At 49.0% G+C, this 19,776-nt stretch carries 12 protein-coding genes; 5 read left to right on the top strand and 7 right to left on the bottom strand.

All coding sequences use genetic code 11. The annotated features are described in order from the left end of the window. Positions 1 to 94: 94 nt before the first annotated feature. Together rhaB and ACQRBJ_RS12610 are read right to left on the bottom strand one after the other, a co-directional pair. A complete protein-coding gene (gene rhaB, locus ACQRBJ_RS12615; RefSeq protein WP_445303807.1) occupies positions 95 to 1,594 on the bottom strand; it encodes a rhamnulokinase in 1,500 nt (499 codons plus the stop codon). A gap of 308 nt (positions 1,595 to 1,902) precedes the next feature. Beyond that, positions 1,903 to 2,778 carry an AraC family transcriptional regulator gene (locus ACQRBJ_RS12610; protein WP_153121726.1) on the bottom strand — a complete coding sequence of 292 codons (876 nt, stop codon included), beginning with the start codon at positions 2,776 to 2,778 and terminating at the stop codon, positions 1,903 to 1,905. 321 nt (positions 2,779 to 3,099) lie between these two features. On the opposite strand from ACQRBJ_RS12610, the gene ACQRBJ_RS12605 reads away from it, so the two are divergent. From ACQRBJ_RS12605 to ACQRBJ_RS12590, 4 genes are all read left to right on the top strand, one after another. Next, positions 3,100 to 6,297, top strand: coding sequence for a SusC/RagA family TonB-linked outer membrane protein (locus tag ACQRBJ_RS12605; RefSeq protein ID WP_445303806.1), 3,198 nt, complete (start codon positions 3,100 to 3,102; stop codon positions 6,295 to 6,297). Positions 6,298 to 6,335: 38 nt separating this feature from the next. Beyond that, entirely contained in the window at positions 6,336 to 8,372 is a 2,037-nt protein-coding gene (locus tag ACQRBJ_RS12600) for a RagB/SusD family nutrient uptake outer membrane protein (RefSeq protein ID WP_445303805.1), read from the top strand. 68 nt (positions 8,373 to 8,440) lie between these two features. Next, positions 8,441 to 11,266 (top strand): SusC/RagA family TonB-linked outer membrane protein, encoded by a 2,826-nt coding sequence (locus ACQRBJ_RS12595; protein ID WP_445303804.1) that lies wholly within the window; start codon positions 8,441 to 8,443, stop codon positions 11,264 to 11,266. A 21-nt stretch (positions 11,267 to 11,287) separates the two neighbouring features. Then, positions 11,288 to 13,066 (top strand): RagB/SusD family nutrient uptake outer membrane protein, encoded by a 1,779-nt coding sequence (locus ACQRBJ_RS12590; protein WP_445303803.1) that lies wholly within the window; start codon positions 11,288 to 11,290, stop codon positions 13,064 to 13,066. Positions 13,067 to 13,328: 262 nt separating this feature from the next. On the opposite strand, the gene ACQRBJ_RS12585 is transcribed toward ACQRBJ_RS12590, so the two are convergent. The 3 genes from ACQRBJ_RS12585 to ACQRBJ_RS12575 all read right to left on the bottom strand — a co-directional run bounded on the left by ACQRBJ_RS12585 (position 13,329) and on the right by ACQRBJ_RS12575 (position 18,471). Beyond that, positions 13,329 to 13,625 (bottom strand): nucleotidyltransferase domain-containing protein, encoded by a 297-nt coding sequence (locus ACQRBJ_RS12585; protein WP_294970029.1) that lies wholly within the window; start codon positions 13,623 to 13,625, stop codon positions 13,329 to 13,331. Beyond that, positions 13,604 to 13,993 carry a HEPN domain-containing protein gene (locus tag ACQRBJ_RS12580; RefSeq protein ID WP_294970026.1) on the bottom strand — a complete coding sequence of 130 codons (390 nt, stop codon included), beginning with the start codon at positions 13,991 to 13,993 and terminating at the stop codon, positions 13,604 to 13,606. The genes ACQRBJ_RS12585 and ACQRBJ_RS12580 overlap by 22 nt, the downstream gene beginning before the upstream one ends. Positions 13,994 to 14,133: 140 nt before the next feature. Beyond that, complete coding sequence (locus ACQRBJ_RS12575; protein WP_445303802.1) at positions 14,134 to 18,471, bottom strand: hybrid sensor histidine kinase/response regulator transcription factor; 4,338 nt, start codon at positions 18,469 to 18,471, stop codon at positions 14,134 to 14,136. A gap of 153 nt (positions 18,472 to 18,624) precedes the next feature. Between ACQRBJ_RS12575 and ACQRBJ_RS12570 the strand changes: the two genes are divergently transcribed. Further along, a complete protein-coding gene (locus ACQRBJ_RS12570) occupies positions 18,625 to 18,771 on the top strand; it encodes a hypothetical protein (protein ID WP_445303801.1) in 147 nt (48 codons plus the stop codon). Positions 18,772 to 18,816: 45 nt separating this feature from the next. Here ACQRBJ_RS12570 and ACQRBJ_RS12565 read toward each other — a convergent pair whose 3' ends face one another. After that, entirely contained in the window at positions 18,817 to 18,912 is a 96-nt protein-coding gene (locus tag ACQRBJ_RS12565) for a smalltalk protein (protein ID WP_153121734.1), read from the bottom strand. Positions 18,913 to 18,990: 78 nt separating this feature from the next. Further along, the gene (locus ACQRBJ_RS12560) at positions 18,991 to 19,554 is read right to left on the bottom strand and encodes an HU family DNA-binding protein (protein WP_445303800.1); all 564 of its coding nucleotides are present in this window, start codon (positions 19,552 to 19,554) and stop codon (positions 18,991 to 18,993) included. Positions 19,555 to 19,776: the final 222 nt, after the last annotated feature.

The raw sequence follows: 19,776 nt of genomic DNA, 5'->3' as shown, positions 1-19,776 counted from the left end.
TTGCTTATGACTGGGGGGACCCAGCGATGGAATCGCAGGGAACGGAGGCGACCAGGGGGGAAGGTTCTTTTTTCCTTTTTACCCTTTTACCTTTTTACCCTTTTATCTTTAAAAACTTCTCGTATGCCTCATCCCATGCTTCCTTGTTCTTTGGCTCGAATTTCTTGAGCTCAAGCGAGTTGGCGATGATCTGACGCATTTCCCAGATGTCCTTGACCAAGCCTGATGCCTTCGCCTGGAGCATGATGTTGCCGATGGCTGTGCCTTCCTGAGGACCCGCCAATACGGTGACACCGCAGCTGTCGGCAGTGAACTGGTTGAGATATTGGTTGAGCGAACCGCCACCGATGATGTGGAGCACGTTGAGGTCGAAGTCGGCAAAATCCTTCAGCCAGGTAAAAATCTGACGATAACGGAGCGCAAGACTCTCGAAGATGCAACGGCAGAATTCGCCATAGTTCTGAGGAACGTGCTGTCCTGTCTTTTTGCAATACTGCCTGATAGCCTCTACCATGCTCGATGGGTTGGCAAAGCAGGCATCGTCCGGGTTGATGATGCTCTGGAAGGCAGGCTGCTTCATCGCTTCCGCAATCAGCTCTGCATGTCCCAGCCTCTTCATATCCTTCTGGCTGGCAGCCGCTTCGTCCTTCCATTCCTTGCGGCAGCGCTCGTAGATCCACATGCCGCAGATGTTCTTCAGGAATCGGGTAGTGCCCTCGATGCCACCCTCGTTGGTGAAGTTGAGCTCGTAGCTCTTCTTGTTGATGATGGCATTCTTGGTCTCGATACCCATCAGACTCCAGGTACCGGAGCTAAGATAGGCAAACTCCTCGTTCTTGGCAGGAACGGCAGCTACGGCGCTGGCTGTATCGTGACCCGCTACGGCGATGACCGGAACGGCATTCAAGCCCGTCATCTTCTGCACCTCTTTGGTCAGCGTACCGATGATAGAAGCAGGGTTGGTCATCTTGCCAAACTGCTCTCTCTTCAGTCCGAGACTCTCCACGAGATCGTTGTCCAGGTCGCCTGTCATCGGGTTGAGAATCTGGGAAGTAGATGCCACGGTATATTCGCAGATAGCGTTGCCGGTGAGCATATAGCTCAGCGCATCAGGGATAAAGAGAATCTTGTCTGCATTCTCCAAAGCCACGTTTCCCGCCTTTCTCATGGCGTATATCTGGAAGAGCGAGTTGAAGTTCATGAATTGGATTCCGGTCTTCTCGTATACCTTTTCCTTGCTGATTTTCTCGTCGAAGTATTTCTCCATCATGCCGAAGGTATGAGGGTCGCGGTAGGCGAGAGGATTGCGGAGGATATCCCCGTTTTTGTCCACATATACGAAGTCACATCCCCAGGTATCGATACCGATGCTTTCGATATGGATGCCGCGCTGCGCCACGAGTTTCAATCCGGCGATAATCTCATAGAAGAGGGCGAAGATGTCCCAATAGAAGTGATTGCCGGTCTCGATGAGTCGGTTGTCGAAGCGGGTGAGTTCTTCCAGTTCGAACTTGCCCTCAGCCAGACTTCCCAGGATGGTTCTGCCACTGGTAGCACCCAGGTCTACGGCAAAGAAGTATTTCTTCTGTTCCATTTTTATAGCGTGTATTTTAAGTTATTGTTATTTGTTTACGGTTGCAAAGATAGGATGAAAACGCAAGAAGGAACAATAGAAAATGATATTAGAGCCTAGTTTTTTGGCGTCTGGTCAAGAATCTAAAAGAAATATCAAAAATTTAAGTTTTTGGGTGGAGCAGTTTTTGGCACGGATTACACGGATTCTTTATGCAATTATAATCGCTTTGCCCACATTAGCGCCATAAAATCCGTGTAATCCGTGCCTTATCTATACCCTAGGCAAGAAGCTTATGACACATCCTCATCTGTTTGTGGGATTTTTTTTTATCGGGTGGTGTTTCTGAAATCGGATGGCTTCATGCCGGTCTGATTCTTGAATTTGGCCGAGAAATAATCAGGGGATTCGAAATTGAGGCGGTAGGCTATTTCCTTGATGCTCTCATTGGTGGTAGACAGCAGTTCCTTGGCTCTCTGCAGTTTCAAAGTCTGCTGATAGAGTGCAGGAGCGAAGCCGGTATATTCCTTGAAGAGCTTGCGGAACGAAGAATAGCTGACGCCCAGTTCCTGTGCTAAATCCTGGATGGTGAGCGTATCCTCCAGGCTCTCACGGATGCGCAGACGAGCCCTGTTGATGATATCCACATGCTTGGAATCCTTGCCCAGGATGATGTTTCTCTCCAAGGAATACATCTTTCCGATGAGGTGGTTCACGATGCCCGCCAGTGTCTGCTGTACGAATGCAGCCTCCTCCTGTGCCGTCTTGTACGCCTCCTCATACAGGGCGATGATTTCGTTGCTGTAGCCCACGTGATAGATCGGCTTTTCCGGCGATAGGAATCCCGCCTTCACACGGTCGTTGATATTCTTTCCCTTGAATCCGATCCAGTAGCTCTTCCATCCTTTTGTGCTCGATGGATGATAGCTGTGCCATTCACCGGGAAAGAGCAGGAAAATGTCTCCTGCCTTGATTTTGGTTTCCGGAAGATGGGCAGAGCTGAACACACCTTCTCCTTCCGGCTGATAGAGGAGCTGGTATTCATCGAGGGTTCTTCCCTTCTTAATATCGAAATAATATCCATCGGCATGTCCCTTGGTAGGATATTCTTCCCCTGGTACGATTTCCTCTCGTCCCACGGTGCTGATGGTGAGACCCCATTCGGCGTCTCTTTCTGTTGCTAAAAGGTATTTGCTGGTTTGCATATTGCTTATTTTGTTTCAGTATAATCGCTTAGAGGCGTTTTTATGTCCAAATCCGCCTTTTCGCTAATTTTTCGGCAAAAATACACAAAAAAATCCACTATACCTTATTATATATGTAAAAAAGTATTTAAAATTATACTGAAATGTATAAAAATGTATGGTTTTGGATGATAATAATGATAGTTGAACGATTTTATTCTATGAAAAACAAGGTTTTTTAATAGCTTTGCAGCAGAAATCCTTTTCAAGAGGATTGCGACTAACAAAGCGAAATTGTCAAACCGGAATAGAAAGTAAAATCTTAACGTCATAATAAACAAAATGAATAACAAGCTATTTATGAAAAGTTCAGCATTGCCTGCAACTTTGTTTTGCACGGCATTGATGCTTGCCCCTCTTTGCGGAGGCGCAGGTTCTGCTAAAGCGACTACGGCTATAGCTCAACAGACAGGTATCCTCAAGGGTACTGTTGTTGATGCCAATGGTGAAGCCGTTATTGGAGCTAGTGTTATCATCGAGGGACAGAAAGTTACCCAGGGTACGGTTACAGACTTTGATGGTAACTTCTCTCTCAACGTGAAGCCAGGAGCCAAGTTAAAGATCAGTTACATTGGATTCGTATCACAGACCGTGGTTGCCAAAAACGGCATGCAGGTGGTCTTGAAGGAAGAGGCTACTTCCCTCAAGGCTGTAGAAGTGGTTGCCTATGGTGTGCAGAAGAAGGTAACCGTTACCGGTGCCCTCTCCAGCGTGAAGAGTGAAGACCTGGTCCGTACCCCTGTAGGTAATGTCAACAATGTGCTCGGTGGTCAGCTTTCGGGTGTTACCACCGTACAGTATTCCGGTGAGCCGGGTTCTGATGCTGCGAGCGTATTTGTTCGTGGTAAGGCTTCTTTCAATGGTGCCGACCCTTTGGTTCAGGTGGATGGTGTAGAGCGAAGCATGAGCGATGTTGATCCTGAGGAAATCGAGAGCATCACCGTTTTGAAGGATGCTTCTGCCACAGCCGTATTCGGTGTGCGTGGTGCCAACGGTGTTATCCTGATTACTACCAAGCGTGGTCAGGAGGGTAAGACCAAGATCAGCGGTTCTACTTCATGGGGTATCCTGACTCCTACCAAGATGGTAGAGCAGGCAAACAGCTACGAGTATGCTACCTTCCATAATATGATGCGCCAGAATTCGCATGGTAAGAATGGCGAACTGTTGAGTCCTCAGTTCTCTGATGCCGTTATCCAGAAGTTCAAGGATGGAAGTGATCCTATCCGTTTCCCTAGCACCTTATGGGCTGAATACATCATGAAGGATGCTACCATGCAGAGTAAGCACAACCTGAACATCAGCGGCGGTACCAAGACGGCACGCTACTTCATCAATGTAGGTTACTATACCCAGGGAGGTCTGTTCAAGGAGTTTGGGCAGGATTACGACTTCGGTTATCAGTATAACAGTTTCAACTACCGTGCCAACCTCGATCTGGATGTCACCAAGACAACCACCATCTCCTTCAATCTGGCAGGTAAGGTAGATAATGCCAACAAGCCATATTCCGGACAGGGATCATCCGGTCTGATCAATGAGGCTTATCAGGCCACTCCATTCTCCAGTCCGGGTATCATCAACGGCAGATACATCGCTACCGAGACCCAGTATGAGGATTGCGGTACCGACCAGCTTCCTTTCGTGGGTGGCAGCGGCATCACCTATTTCGGCAATAATGATGTGAATGGCGGTTTCATGAAGACTACCAACAACAAGCTGCAGTTTGACCTCCAGTTGAAGCAGAAGCTCGATATGATTACCAAGGGTCTCTCTTTCAAGATGAAGGCTTCCTACAATGGTGCCTACGCTATCAATAAGAATGCATACGCCAAGAAGGCTACCTATACCCCTGTACTCCAGGACGACGGTACCTATAAATATAAGAAATATGGTAACGAGGAACAGTTGAAATATGATGAGAAGACCGGTCGCAGCCGTTACTGGTATTTCGAGGCAGGTCTTAACTACAACCGTTCGTTCGGATTGAACAATGTGGGTGCCATCCTGCTCTACAATCAGGACAGTAGCTATTATCCGAGCACCTATACCAATGTGCCTCACCGCCAGGTAGGTCTGGTAGGTCGTGTTACCTACGACTGGAACAACCGCTACATGGCAGAGTTCAATGTGGGTTACAATGGTTCCGAGAACTTTGCTCCGGGCAAGCGTTACGGTACCTTCCCGGCTATGTCTGTGGGTTGGGTAGTGAGCGATGAGCCATTCTTCAAGCCGCTTACCAAGGTAGTAAGCTTCCTGAAGCTCCGTGCCAGCTACGGTCTGGTAGGTAATGCCAATCTGAACGGCAACCGCTTTATGTACACCGCCGATCCTTTTGCCATCAACAATAATGGAGTTTCTACCCGTGATGGATACGGATACATCTTCGGTGTCAACAACACCACCATATGGAAGGGAGCCTACGAGATGGCGCGCCACAATGCCGACATCACCTGGGAGCACGCCTACAAGCAGGACTATGGTTTCGACATCAACTTCCTGAAGGATAAGCTCCGTGGTACCTTTGATTACTACTACGAGCACCGTACCGACATCATGATGATTGACAACAATGTACCTACCATCATCGGTTTCAAGATGCCTTACACCAACGATGGTGAGGTGAACAGCTGGGGATGGGAAGCATCCCTGAAGTGGCAGGACAAGATTGGCAAGAACTTCAGATACTGGGCAGGTGTCAACCTCTCTTACAACCAGAATGAGCTGATCAACAATGGTGAGGCTCTGCAGCCAGAGGCTTATCAGATGGCAAAGAACCATCGTCTGGGTGCCCGCAGCATGTATCAGTTCTGGCGTTATTACGACGAGCAGACACCGGCACTCTATGAGCAGACCTTCGGCGAGAAATTCCCTACCCAGCTGGTAGAGAACATCCAGCCTGGTGATGCTGTGTATGTGGATTTGAACCACGATGGAAAGATAGACCAGAACGATATGACCCGCGACCTGGGCTATACCGATGATCCTGAGTATATGATTGGTCTGAACCTCGGATTCAGCTACAAGGGATGGTCTGTCAATACCCAGTGGACGGGCGCCTGGAACGTAAGCCGTATGCTGGATGGTGTGTTCCGCATGCCATTCTACAACAAGACCTCTCACGAGATGGGCGGTCTCCTGAAGTATGTGGTGGAGAACAGCTGGACAGCCGATAATCCATCCCAGAGTGCGAAGTATCCACGTGCATCATGGGATGCCTGGGACAACAACTACGCCACTTCTACCCTCTATGAGAAGGATGCGAAGTATCTGCGCCTGAAGACCCTGCAGATTTCCTACGATTTCAATGCTCCGTTCATGAAACGCATGGGTATGAATCAGTTGCAGCTGGCATTCAGCGGTTACAACCTCCTTACCTTCACTCCTTATATCTGGGGTGATCCTGAGGCACGTGCTACCACGGCACCATCCTATCCATTGCAGCGTACCTACATGCTGTCTTTGAAGGTGGGCTTCTAATATATTACACATTAATATATATAAATAAGGTAAATACAATGAAACTTAACAATATATTCAGAGGAATCGTTCTTACAGCCGTTATCGGTTCTGCGGTGACGGGGTGTACAGAGCAGATCAAGTTTGGAGATTCCTTCATAGAAAAGACTCCGGGTGGCGATGTTACTATTGATACCATCTTCAATAGTGCAGAATATACCCAGCAGTTCTTGACCAGTATTTATAAGAACCAGTACTACGGTCTGCCTTTCAAGGCGGGTGACGGCAACTCCCACAGTTACTTCAGTGGTCAGATTGAGGCGATGTCAGACTGCTGGCACAATCCTACGACGTCAGTTGCTATCTATAATCTGGTGTATGAGGATTACATGACAGCAGCCAGCAGCAATTCCATCTATGGTTTTGACAAGGAGAATATCTGGGAGATGGTGCATGCCTGCTACCTCCTGATGGAGAATATCGACCGTGTGCCTGATATGGATGAGGCTACCAAGAAGCAGTATGTGGCTGAGGCAAAGTGCCTGATAGCATCTTCCTACTTCAACCTCTTCCGCATGTACGGCGGTCTGCCTCTGGTTACTCACTCATACGATGTAAACGGAGATAAGCTGGATGCGCCACGTGCTTCGGTAGAGAAGACACTCAATTTCATTCTCAAGCTTTATGATGAGGCTATCAATTCCGGAGCCCTTCCTTTTGCTTATTCTGATGATGATGTCACTACCATGAAGGCACACTGGACCAAGGCGGCTGCTATGGCAATGAAGTGCCGTGTACTGCAGTTTGCTGCTTCTCCATTGTTCAACGACGACCAGCCATATTACAGCGGCAAGTATTCCATGGAGAATGCGAGTCAGGACAGTCTGGCTTGGATGGGTGGCAGGAAGCCTGAGTTGTGGCAGCAGTGCAAGAAGGCATGTGAAGACTTCTTCAATGAGAATGCCAACAACGGCAATCCTTATCATCTTGTAGAGCCTACAGCCCAGACTACTGAGGCTTATCGCTTTGCCTATCGCTTTGCGTATATCAGCCAGGCTAGTCCGGAGGTCATCTTCGAGACCCGTGTTACCGACAACAACCACAACTCCAAGTATTGCTGGGCGGCACGTCAGTATATGCGTACCCTCGACCGCCAGGCTTATTGCCCAACCCAGGAGTTCGTAGAGATGTTCCCTTGGGCTGATGGCAAGCCATTCAACTGGGAGGAGACCGAGAAGGCTGGCGAATTGGACCACATGTTCATCAAGGGTGACAGAAAGGTAGGCAAGCAGGAACTGCAGAACGTGAAATATACCCGCGACCCTCGTCTTTACGAAACAGTAAGTGTGAACGGACAGCGCGACAAGGTGAACGTGGGCGACGGCAAGTCGACAGGTCAGAATGTAGAGCTGTATGTGGGTGGTACCAATGCCGGTACAGGTCCAGACAAGTGTGTGGGCGTTTATGCTACAGGCTATTTCCACAATAAGTACATTGCCGACGGAATCACCGGTTCTGCCTACGAGCGCGAGAAGCCACACTGGGTAGAGATGCGTCTTTCCGATCTCTATCTCATCTATGCCGAGGCTCTGCTTCAGGCTGACGGCAACAATGTCAAGGCTTTGGAATACATCGACAAGATCCGTGCCCGTGTAGGTTTGAAGGGACTTGCGGAAAGCAACCCATCAGAGAATCTTACCACCAACAAGGATAATCTTCTGGAAGAGTTGCTGCGCGAGCGTGCCTGCGAGCTGGGATTCGAGAACACCCGCTTCTTCGATATGAAACGCTATAAGAGAGCCGACCTCTTCAGCCGTACTCTCCATCGTCTGGTCATCTATCGCCAGGTGAAGGATGATGCTACGGGCGAGTGGAAGACCTCTACCAACAAGTGGTATAATGGCGACAGAACCAACAAGAAGCTGAATAAGGACAATGATGCCTGGTATGAGCCATCTCATTTTGAGTATAAGCGCCTGCCTATCACCACGGGAGCCCGTGCATGGTGGAATGGATTCGATGTAAAGTGGTATCTGTTCCCATTCCCACAGACCGAGGTATTGAAGGGTTATCTCGTTCAGAACCCAGGCTGGTAATCCCGCCGGAGGTTATCTCTAGAGTAAAGGTTACTTGATTAAAGTTACAGATTAAAAAAGTAAATTCGATGAAAAATAATAAGAATGCTGTACTGATGGCGATGGCTCTCCTGAGCCTGCCAGCTTCAGCACAAGTCAAAATAGATTCCATTGCTCCTCATCGCTATGCGGCTCAGAGCATCGATGTGGGTGCCAATGTGAACTTCTCCCGCGAGCAGTCAACTTCAGCAGTGTCTGTCATCACCAGCGAGAGTACCAACAAGCGCAGCGCCAAGAATATCGGCAACTCTATCCTGGGACAGGGTTCCGGCCTGATTTCGCTGCAGAATTCCGGCAACTATGCCGGCATCAATCCTACCTTCTACATCCGCGGCATGCAGAGCCTGGATGGCAATACCCCGCTTTTCGTGGTAGATGGTATCGAGCGTGATCTCCAGTATATCTCTGCCGAGGAAGTAGAGAGCGTATCCGTATTGAAGGATGCTGCTGCCACCGCACTCTATGGCTACAAGGGTGCCAACGGCGTGGTGCTCATCACTACCAAGCGCGGTAAGTTCAATTCCAAGGAAATCAAGGTGAATCTGGACCATGCCATCAATTTCATGGCTCACAAGCCTAAGTTCGTGGATGCACAGACCTATGCCAAGGCGATGAACGAGGCTTATGCCAACGATGGCTTTGAGAACCCTAGATATACCCAGGAAGAGGTGGATGCCTTCGGAACAGGCAAATATCCTTATCTCTATCCTAACGTAAACTGGGTGGATGAAACCTTCCGCAACCACAGCGTTACCAATATGCTCAACGCTTCGTTTACGGGCGGTGGCGAGAAGTTCAAGTACTATGCCTTGCTCGACCTGCAGTATGACAATGGTTTCGTGAAGAATCCGGATACCCACGAGGGATATTCTACCAATAATAAATATGTGAAGGGTAACCTGCGCATGAATATGGATATGATTCTCTCTAAGAATACTACCATGAAGGTGAACCTCCTGGGTGTGCTCGCCGAGTCGAATGCTCCGGGCAATTCTGCCAGTTTGTGGGATATGGTCTATAGCCTGCCTTCTGCTGCTTTCGCCGTGAAGGGCGAGGATGGCAAGTGGGGTGGTAACTCTACCTGGGCTGGTACCGTTAACCCTGTGGCGCAGTCGCAGGATGCCGGTTACTCCAGAAATCACAACCGTGGTATCTATACCGACCTCACTATCCGCCAGGAACTTCCTGCGGTATTGAAGGGACTGGCTGTTCAGGGCCGCATCGCCTACGACCATTTCTCCAACATCTACGAGAATTACAGCAAGACATACGTATATGGAAGTCCTACGGTAGCCGACTGGCTGGATGGCGAACCTCAGTTGGGCAAGGCATTCACGGGTGGTTCTGAGAGCGATCTCGGTGCCTCTATCTCCACCAACAGCTTCACCCGCCGTTTCCATGCCGATGCCAGTGCCGACTATCAGAATACCTTCGGAGCCCACAGCATCTACAGCCAGTTGAAGTACGATTACGAGTTCAGCGATGAGTTTGCCATCAACAGTACGCTCTATCGCCAGAACATCAGCTGGTACACCCACTATGGTCTGCTCGACCGTTACTTCCTCGACCTTGCCCTGGTAGAATCCGGTTCCAACCGTCTGGCTCCTGGCAGCAAGTGGGCATTGTCGCCTACGGTATCAGCAGCCTGGGTACTCTCCAAGGAGAATTTCATGAAGAATCTCAACTGGGTGGATTTCCTCAAGCTCCGTGCATCCTACGGCATTATCCAGACCGACATCCTGCCTGAGAGCGGATGGATGTACTATATGCAGCAGTATCAGACTACCGGTGGTTCCTATCCGTTCAACAGCGGTTTCCAGAGCGACTTCGGCCGTACCTATCTTGATGCCATTGCCACTTCCGGTCTGACCCATGAGAAGGCAGCCAAGTTCAATGCCGGTGTAGATGCCACCCTCTTCGGCGGTCTCGATTTCAGCTTCGATGGTTTCTACCAGCGCCGTTCCAACATCTGGGTATCTACCGCAGGTAAGTATTCTTCAGAGTTGGGTGTGGATGCTCCATACGAGGGCGATGGTATCGTGGACAGCTGGGGTTGGGAGGCAAGTCTCGACTACAACAAGCAGATTGGCGACGTGAAGTTCAACATCGGTGCCAACATCGATTACTATCGCAGCCAGATCAAGGAGCAGGATGAGGCTCCTAAGCTCTATCCTAACCTGGTAAGCACCGGCCATCGCGTAAGCCAGCTCTTCGGCTACAAGGCTATCGGCTTCTTCAAGGACCAGGCAGACATCGATGCTTCCAAGCCACAGCTTCTGGGCAGCACTCCTCGTCCTGGCGACATCAAGTATGAGGATGTGAACGGTGACGGACAGATTGATACCAACGACAAGACTGCCATCGGATATTCTACCGTAGCTCCAGAAATCTACTACAATATCCATTTGGGAGTAGAGTGGAAGGGACTGGGCGTAGATGCGATGTTCCAGGGCACAGGCCGTTATAGCGGCGTGCTTTCTACCAAGAGTATGTACAAGCCGCTGGTGGGCAACACCACCATCTCTCAGTACTACTACGACAACCGCTGGACTCCAGAGACAGCCGGCACAGCCAAGTTCCCGGCGCTGAGCTCAACCAGCAATGCCAACAACTACAATACAAACACCCTCTGGATGTTTGACCGCTCATTCTTCAAGCTTCGCAACATCGAGGTTTATTACAACTTCCCTAAGGCGATGCTCGCCAAGACCAAGCTCCTGAATGCAGCCAAGTTGTATGTACGTGGTGTAGATTTGTTTAGCTTCGACCATCTCGATGAGTCAGATCCTGAGGTATTCGGTGCAACCAATCCTCTGAATCGCAGCATCGTGGCTGGTTTGTCAGTAACATTCTAATTATCTTAAAGTAGAACAATAATGAAAACAAATAAATTAGTATATGGTCTGTTCGGACTCATGGCGCTGGCATCTTGCAGCGATAAGATGGATTACAGCGAGACGGTAGTCAAGGATAAGGATTATGTGATTCAGACCTTCGAGAAGGTGGGTGGTTTCATGACCGATATCTACAATTATGCAGACTATGATTATGGTCAGAACTTTGGCGGAGGCATGCTTGCCTCTGCCACCGACGAGAGTGTTTACTCCGTGAGCGGTACCAGCATCGAGACCTTCTATAACGGCAGCTGGAGCCCATCCAACGCCCAGGGCTCGCTCTGGAGCAATATGTATAAGGGCATCAAGACCTGCAATGTAGTGTTGAAGGATTTCCAGGACTTGAAGTTCGAGGATTTCGAGCTCAATGCCGACTATCAGCAGCAGATGTACCGTTACGAGAACTACAAGTGGGAGGCCCGCTTCTGGCGTGCTTACTTCTATTTCAATCTCGTTCGCCAGTATGGTGGTGTGCCTGTCATCGATCCTGAGATGGCGGCAGCTGATGTCAACAATCAGCCTCGCAAGTCATCTGACGAGGTGTTCCAGTACATCTTCGATGAATGTGACGCCGTGAAGGACAGCATCATCAAGGATTACTCCGACCTGGGAAGCATGGCTCTGAGTACAGCTGAGGATGGACGTGCCAACAACCTGACCGTTCTTGCCCTCAAGGCTCGTGCAGCGCTCTATTGGGCAAGTCCGCTCTTCAATCCTTCTGGCGATAAGGAGCGTTACCACAAGGCTGCTCTCTATACCAAGGAATTGCTGGATGCCTGCGAGGCAAGGGGCATGAAGCTCGCTGCCAAGTATGCTGACCTCTGGTCAACCAATAATTACAAGGATGCCGACAAGAAGTGTGAGATTATCTTCGGTCGCCGTATCTATGGTACCAAGATTTCATCTACCGATCCATCAGATAATGTGGTAGAGAGCTACAACTATCCGTTTGGTATCGATATGGCAAAGGCTAGTTATTCAGCTTCCGGTAGAAACTGCCCATCCCAGAACCTGGTGGATGCCTACGAGATGAAGGATACGGGTAAGGGTATCAACGAGGCTGGCAGCGGCTATGATGAGCAGAATCCTTACGCTGGCCGTGACCCTCGCTTCGAGTTGACCATCGCCAAGAACGGTGATCTGTGGCCTACTGCAGCCAACTATAAGAAGGCTGCTCTCCAGACCTATTATGGCGGCGTGAATGCCGAGCCATTGGTGGGTGCTACTCCTACGGGTTACTATTTGAAGAAGTTGCTGCATGGTGATATCGACCTTACTTCAAAGACCAAGAAGCAGGGCGACTATCATACCTGGGTTACCTATCGTCTGGGTGAGTTCTATCTCAACTATGCTGAGGCGGTATTCAAGTATCTGGGCAGCGCCACTGCTACGAGTGCCGATCTCCCTATGTCGGCAGACCAGGCTGTGGATAAGATTCGCCAGCGTGCCGGAATGCCTGATTTCCCTACTTCGTTGAGCAATGAGGAGTGGTGGAGCAAGTATCAGAACGAGCGCATGGTAGAGCTTGCCTTCGAGGGTCATCGCTTCTGGGATGTACGCCGCTGGAAGGAGGCTGACAAGTTCTTCAAGAACATTCAGGAGATGAAGATTACCAAGAATGATGATGGTTCCTTCACCTATACCCGTGAAACCGTACAGCGCCAGTGGGATGACAAGATGTATCTCTTCCCGATCCCTAACGACGTGATGCTGAAGCACGAAAAATATGGTGCCAAATGGGAGCAGAATCCTGGCTGGTAATAGGATGATTATAAGAATAAAAAAACTCGTTGGTAAAGAAGCCAACGAGTTTTTTTTGTAATCTATTTGGCAGGCAATCTTTACTTGCTCTTTGCAAAAATATAAAAAAGATTGAGACAGACAAGGCAGCAGGCAAAATTTTGTGGCTTTTACAAAGACAAAGGCTCCCTTGCATGGAAGCAAGAGAGCCTTTGGCTATTTGTTTTTTCGTTTTACATTCCGAATCCCGCCTGAGAATGTAGAATGGGGGGATTTCTGTATTTTATACTGCTATTCCATTACGCATTATATCTTCATATAAGGGTGATGGGTTGCATTCTTCAATCAAAACCGGTTCTATAGATGTATCTATATTAAGGGTGGCAAGCCATAATGAAGATGTGGTATCTAACCAGTCGCCATTAAGTTTAGGTATAACTACTGCTACATCGATATCACTATCTTTTCTTGCTTCATTTCTGCTACAAGAACCATACAGATATACTTTCGCATTAGCAAGCAATGGAAGTATTGCTTCCTTGTAGCATTTTACTATCATCAAAGCATGTTCTCTATCCATTGTTTTAATTCTTTTGTTTTATTAATTAATGTTCTGCAATATTCTGGAATCAATTTCTTCGCTAACTCATCTTTGTAGGAAGGGTATCTTGCCTCAATATTCATTGGCATTAATTCCGCAAGAAACTTTAGCTGTTCTGGCGTCATTTTTGATACTAACCCGCAGCTTTGTGCCAACTTCAAGAGGTTATGGATGTATGGAACCTCGTCTGGTTTTATTGCACTCCAATACGACTTTATTGTTTTTTCTATAACCAAATGGCACATAAAGCCAACATATAGCCATCTTCCACCGTTGTACATAACCTCAGCGGTTTCGATGTCATAGTCAGCAAGTTCTTTCCAATATTTAACTTTATCTATTGCCATACGTTTTGTTTTTATGCAAAAATATACCAAATAATTGAGATTGCCAAATTTTTAGTGTTAAAAAGATTTTTTAGAATAAAAAAAACTCGTTGGTAAAGAAGCCAACGAGTTTTTTTTGTAATCTATTTGGCAGGCAATCTTTACTTGCCATACTTGCTAGGCGCTATTCCATACTTGTTCTTGAAGCATTTATAGAAATAGGTGGAATCGGAGAAACCAACCTTTTCGCTGATCTCGCTTACCGTGTATTCGCCTTCCAGCAGGAGCTTGGCGGCAATGCGCAGGCGCTCGTTCTGGATATAGATGTTTGGCGAAACACCCATGATGCTCTTCGTGCGGTTATATACCGTGGTTCTGCCCAGGCAGAGCAGCTCGGCAAGGCGGTCTACATTGAAGTTGTTGTCGCCGATATGCTGTGCCACGATTGCCTCCAGCTTGTCCTTGAACTTCTTGTCCAGGGTGGACATCAGGAGGGTTGGCTCATTCTTCTTGAGCTCCTTCACAGGCTTGATCAGGATGGCTTCTCCGCCTGACGTCTGCTCTGGGTTCTCTTGCGGAGCATTCTCCTGCAGGGTCTCTTCCTGAAGCTTCGCCTTCTCCTCAGCCTGCTGCTTCGCCTTCAGGTCCATAGCCACAAACTGCAGGGCTCGGGCGATGAGGAGCTTGAAGTTGCATGGCTTCACCATATAGTCATCTACGAAGTTCTTGTATGCCTTCAGTATATGGCTGGTATCATCAAAGGCGGTCAGCATGATGACCGGGATGTTCTGCGTCTCCGGATCCGCCTTCATGTTGCTTACAATCTCGTAGCCGCTCATCTCCGGCAGCTGGATGTCGCTGATGAGCAGGGCTGGCTTAATCTTCCGGATGTTCTCGTAACCCGTCTTTCCGTTCATGAATGTTTCTACATGGAAATAGACCGACAGCTCCGACTTGATCTGCTCCAGCATGTCCGGATCGTCTTCTATCACCATCACGGTAACGTTGTTGATGGCTTTCGGAGTCATCTCCTTCACAATCATGTCTATCTCGTCCTTGTCGATGCTGTGGGCGTCCAGCGCCTTCTTCTCGATGATATCCTCCGGCTGATACTTGCCGGCATCGTCTGGCAGGGCAAGGCAGAAGCGGCTGCCTCCTAGATTCCGGGAACGCTGATAGGTGAGCGAACCTTTGTGGATTTCTGCCATCTGATGCGCCGTAAAGAGACCGATGCCCATACCGCCCTTGGAAGCATAGCCGTGCATGAATGGCTTGAAGAGGTCAGCCTCTCTTTCCGGCTTGATGCCCGGACCGTTGTCTTCTACCGAGAAGAATACGATGTCGTTCTCCAGATAGAGTCTTACGCTGATGATGCCCCTGTCCGGGGTATATTTCACGGCGTTGCTCAGCAGGTTATAGACGATGGTTTCCACCTTTTCCTGGTCGAAGAGCATCTCATGCCTGCTGGTCCACGGAGTGAAACTCATGCTGACGTCCTTCTGCTTGGCTACGGTATAGAGATCATTGTAGATGCTTCGCACGAAACCGATGATTTCGCCCTTTTCCACATTCAGCTTCATATTGCCCGTATTGATCTTGCGGAACTCCATCAGCTGGTTGATGAGTCGCTGCAGTCGCCTGGTACCCCTGTTGAGGGTATAGATGGTGTTTTTGGAAGCATAGCCTTCTCCCTTGGTCATCATCTTCTCCACGGCACTCTGGATGATGGCGAGCGGGGTGCGGAATTCATGAGAGATGTGGGTGAAGAAGTTGATTCGGAAGTCAGACATCTGTTTCTCCAAAGCAATCTGCTGGTTCAGTTCGAAGTTTCTTCTCCATGAACGGTAGTAGAGCACTCCGGCTCCGCAGATGATGAGCAGATAGATGCACCACGCCCATACCGTATTGTACCAAGGCTGGCGGATGGTGATGTGCAGCAGGGTTTCCTCGCTCCACTGGTTGCTGCCTATACGGGTACGGATATGCAGGGTGTAGCTGCCAGGGTTCAGGTCGCTGAACTCGGCATGGTTGATGCTGGTCATCGGGCGCCAGGTCTTGTCTATTCCCTCCAGATAGTACTGGTACATCGCATTCTTGATGTGCGGATAATCGAAGTTGGAGAAGTGGATGTTGAGCGAATTCTTGTCGTGTGGCAGGCTGATTTCCCGTGTATAGTTCAGCGCCTTGGTCAGGAATTGCTCGTTTTCTGCTTCGTATATCGAGATGCCGTTGATGGTGAGGTCGGTGATGACTGCCTTCATCTTAGCTGGCGGCATGCTGATGGTGCGGGATGGCTGGATGAAGATCATGCCGTCGGATACTCCGAATACCAGTCTGCCATCCTTCAGCCTGGTGGCGCAGTTCTCCGTAAAGTTGTTGCTGAAGATGGTGCGTCCTATCTGGAACGAGCGGATATCGTTGGTCTTGGCGTTGAGACGGGAGATTCCTTCCTCTGTACCAATCCAGATATTGCCGTAGTTGTCTTCCTCCAGCGAGCGGGTATTGTTGTCGGTGAGTCCCTTGCTGGTATCAAACAGCTCGTACTCCAGGTCCCCGGTCTTCTCGTCGTAGCTGCATTTCAGAACGCCTCCGGTTGCTGCAAACCACAGTTTGCCGTCGTGTGCCTCGATGCCGCAATTGATTTCGCTTACGGGCAGCTTTCCGTTTTCGTCGCTGAAGCGGAGGAACTTCTGGGCTGTAATCTTCCTCTCAGCGGTATTCACCATGGTGATACCGTTGTTACTGCATACCCAGAGTCTGCCCTTGCGGTCCAGGAGCAGGTCGTGGATCTGTGCTTCCTTTCCGTCAGCATTCAGAAACTGTTCGAATTTCCGTGGCTGCTGCCCCGTTGTCTGTGGGGTGATGAGCAGACCTTCTCCCCAGGTGGCAATCCAGGCTCTTCCCTGCCTGTCGAAGATGGTCTTGTAGAAGGATGCGCCCGGAGCATAATGTTTCTTCTCATGTTTGGAATATCTCACATTGTCAATGTAGATGCCGTCGCCCTTGGTAGATATCCATTTCCTGCCCTGCGGGTCGATGGCATAATCGTAGACGCAGGCATCGGTCTGCCTTTCCAACGTTCGCTGTTGGGTCCTGGCATCATAGATATAAGTCCTGTTGGCACGGGTACTGACGGCGAGTTTGTCATTACCTATGTTGCTGATGTGTCGCACGTAGTTGCTCCATTCCCGGTTGGTATTTGGTTCAATCTTGACATGCTCTGTGTAGAGATCCTTCAGTTCACGGCAGCAATATACGCCATCTCCGGTACAGATCCAGATGCATCCGCTGCGGTCGATGAATACGTTCAGCAGGAAGTCGGAATGGAAGAGCGGGTCCTTGTCTGCTGCAGAGAAGTGCTGGAGTTCATCTTCCTTCGGGTTGTAGATGAAGAGTCCGTTGCCATAAGATACGATGTATACATTTCCGTGGGCGTCTTCGGCAGCCACGAAGTTCTTGTCTCTACCGTTGATGTAAGCCTTGTCGTCCAGCAGATGGAATTTCCTGAAGAGGTTTCCCTTCTTGCTGAACAGGTAGGCGTTTCCCTTCTTGTCGTAAAGAAACTCATAGGATTTGAGAAAGGTTTTCGACATGGCATTCGGTATCTGGATGGCTGGCTTGTGGAAGATGCCGGTCTTCAGGTTCATGGCGAAAGTTTCTTCCTGGGTAAAGATATACCATTCTCCCTGACAGAAGAAGGAGGCGCGCGATTTCCCCACATATCCCACCATGGATGGAAGATGGGATTTCCTGACGGGCTTGCCCGAGTTGTCATAAAGGAAGGCATCGCCCTTGTCGGTCAGCACGGCGATATGATTGCCGTCTGTGGTCAGGGTGATGATGTGCTGGTTCTTGAGCATCAGATGGCTCTTGCCGTCTGGGGTGATGCGGTTGAGTCCTTTATCGGATGCTATCCAGATATTGTGTTTGAAATCTTCCTGCATCTGTAGCTGATGGTCGCCTATCAGCTTGCCGTTCTTTGTAGTATAGTCTGTAGCGTGAAACTTCCCGTTGCTATAGGTCAGGTATCTGGCTCCGAAATCCCCGGAAAAGAGCCACATGCCATTCTGGCTCTTGAATCGGTTTCTCAAGAGCGCAGCATTTTCCTTATCGAAATAATCGGAGAAATGAGCTGTTTCCAGGTCGAAGCAGCAGAGGATGTTGGATGGATTGTAGCCCCAGATGAGTCCATGTTTCTCGTCGTTGATGAGCTGTGAGATGGAGTGGTAGGTCTTTTGTCCGGAGTTCTTGCTGAGATTGGTGAAGTTGATAAACTGATAGCCGTCATATCTGCTCACTCCGTTCGGTGTTCCGAGCCAGATGAATCCGTCTCTGTCCTGGATGATGTCGTTCACGGTATTGCACGACAGGCCGTCCTTAGCCGAGAGTCGTTTCCCGTCCAGTTTGATGCTGCCGGATGCCTGTAGAGGCATCAGCCAAAAACAGATGAATCCTACTAAATATAATAAGGTGTAGAATGTCTTTATGTTTCTTTTCATTGATAGGTCTTTTATTTTTCTGCAAAAATACAAAAAAATAACCATTATACCTTATTATATATGCAAAAAAGTATTTATCCCTGGCAGAAAAATAGGAATAGAGGGAAGATGTTGCGCGGTGTAGTTTCAACATCGGTAATGAAGGACCCCGTTTTGACAAAGACCGAAAAGCAGCAGGCTTATGTCAAGGAATCTTTGATAAGAGCGATGCAAGAGGTAAGGATGGCAAAATTGAATGGTCAGAAGTTGCCCGATGCTCGTGACCTGTTAAAGGTAAAAAAGGAAAAAAAGTGCCGATAGGATTTACTCCTACCGGCACTTTCTGTTTGTTGTTTCTGATGCCGTTTAAGGCATACAGCTGGTCACACCCAAGGTGGTGGCAATCGCAGTCAAGATTGATATCGCAATCTGAATGATAGTTTTCCAAGTGTCCTTCTTCATCTTTTTAGTGATTAATTGTTAGTGATTAGTGATTAATTCTTTTGCTGCTTAAACAACAGCCCCCGAAGGGGCTATGCTTTAGAAGCCTACGTCACTACCTCCTCCCTGGGTGCCGCCGCCTCCTCCCTGGGTGCCGCCGCCACCTTCCTGAGTTCCGCCACCGCCCTGGGTGGTATCACCGGTGTTGGAGTCGCCGCCTGGCTTGCCGGTTCCTCCGGTGTCCTCGCTGGTGTTATACTCGTCGTAGGCAACAATCTTGGTGAGCTTCTTCAGCTCAGCATTGCTCCACGACTTCGTATTTCTCACAATCAGGTGAACGCCCTGCACGCTTGCAGCAGACACCTTGTCCTTGCTCACCTCGCCACGCGAAGTCATGCCGATGGAGAACAGACCGAGGTCGGAGATACGCACGCTCTTGCCGTCGAGGATCAGGTGCTTCAGACAGTCCAAAGTGTCCATCAGCACACCGTGGATAGTACCACGACTGTATGGCGAGTTGTGCTCAGAGATATGAGTCACGAAGTCCTCAAAACTCATCTCACGGTCGCTCACTGCGGTAGCATACCAGAGTTTCTTACCAGCGTTCTCTCCACTCTGTGGAGTACGCGTTACTTTACGATACTTACAAGTTCCTTGTCCCATAGTCAATCAGTTTTTTAAAGGGTTAATAATTATTTTTAGACAGTGCAAAGGTACTGCAAATATCTGATACTGCCAAAAATCACCCCGTAGAGTTCTGTTAAACGCCGTTAACATTTACGCCGTTTTCCGTTAATAAAAACAAGTCTATCAGTTAGCTATGAGAAAACTATGAGTAGCCGAGAGTTTTCCTATGTTTTTCGGTAGAAGCGGTTACGGTTACAG

It is taken from the genome of Prevotella sp. SGI.167 (genome assembly GCF_050313615.1).
GTDB lineage: Bacteria > Bacteroidota > Bacteroidia > Bacteroidales > Bacteroidaceae > Prevotella.
The sequence above is the reverse complement of the archived record's forward strand: the minus strand, read 5'-3'. Positions and strand labels throughout refer to the sequence as shown.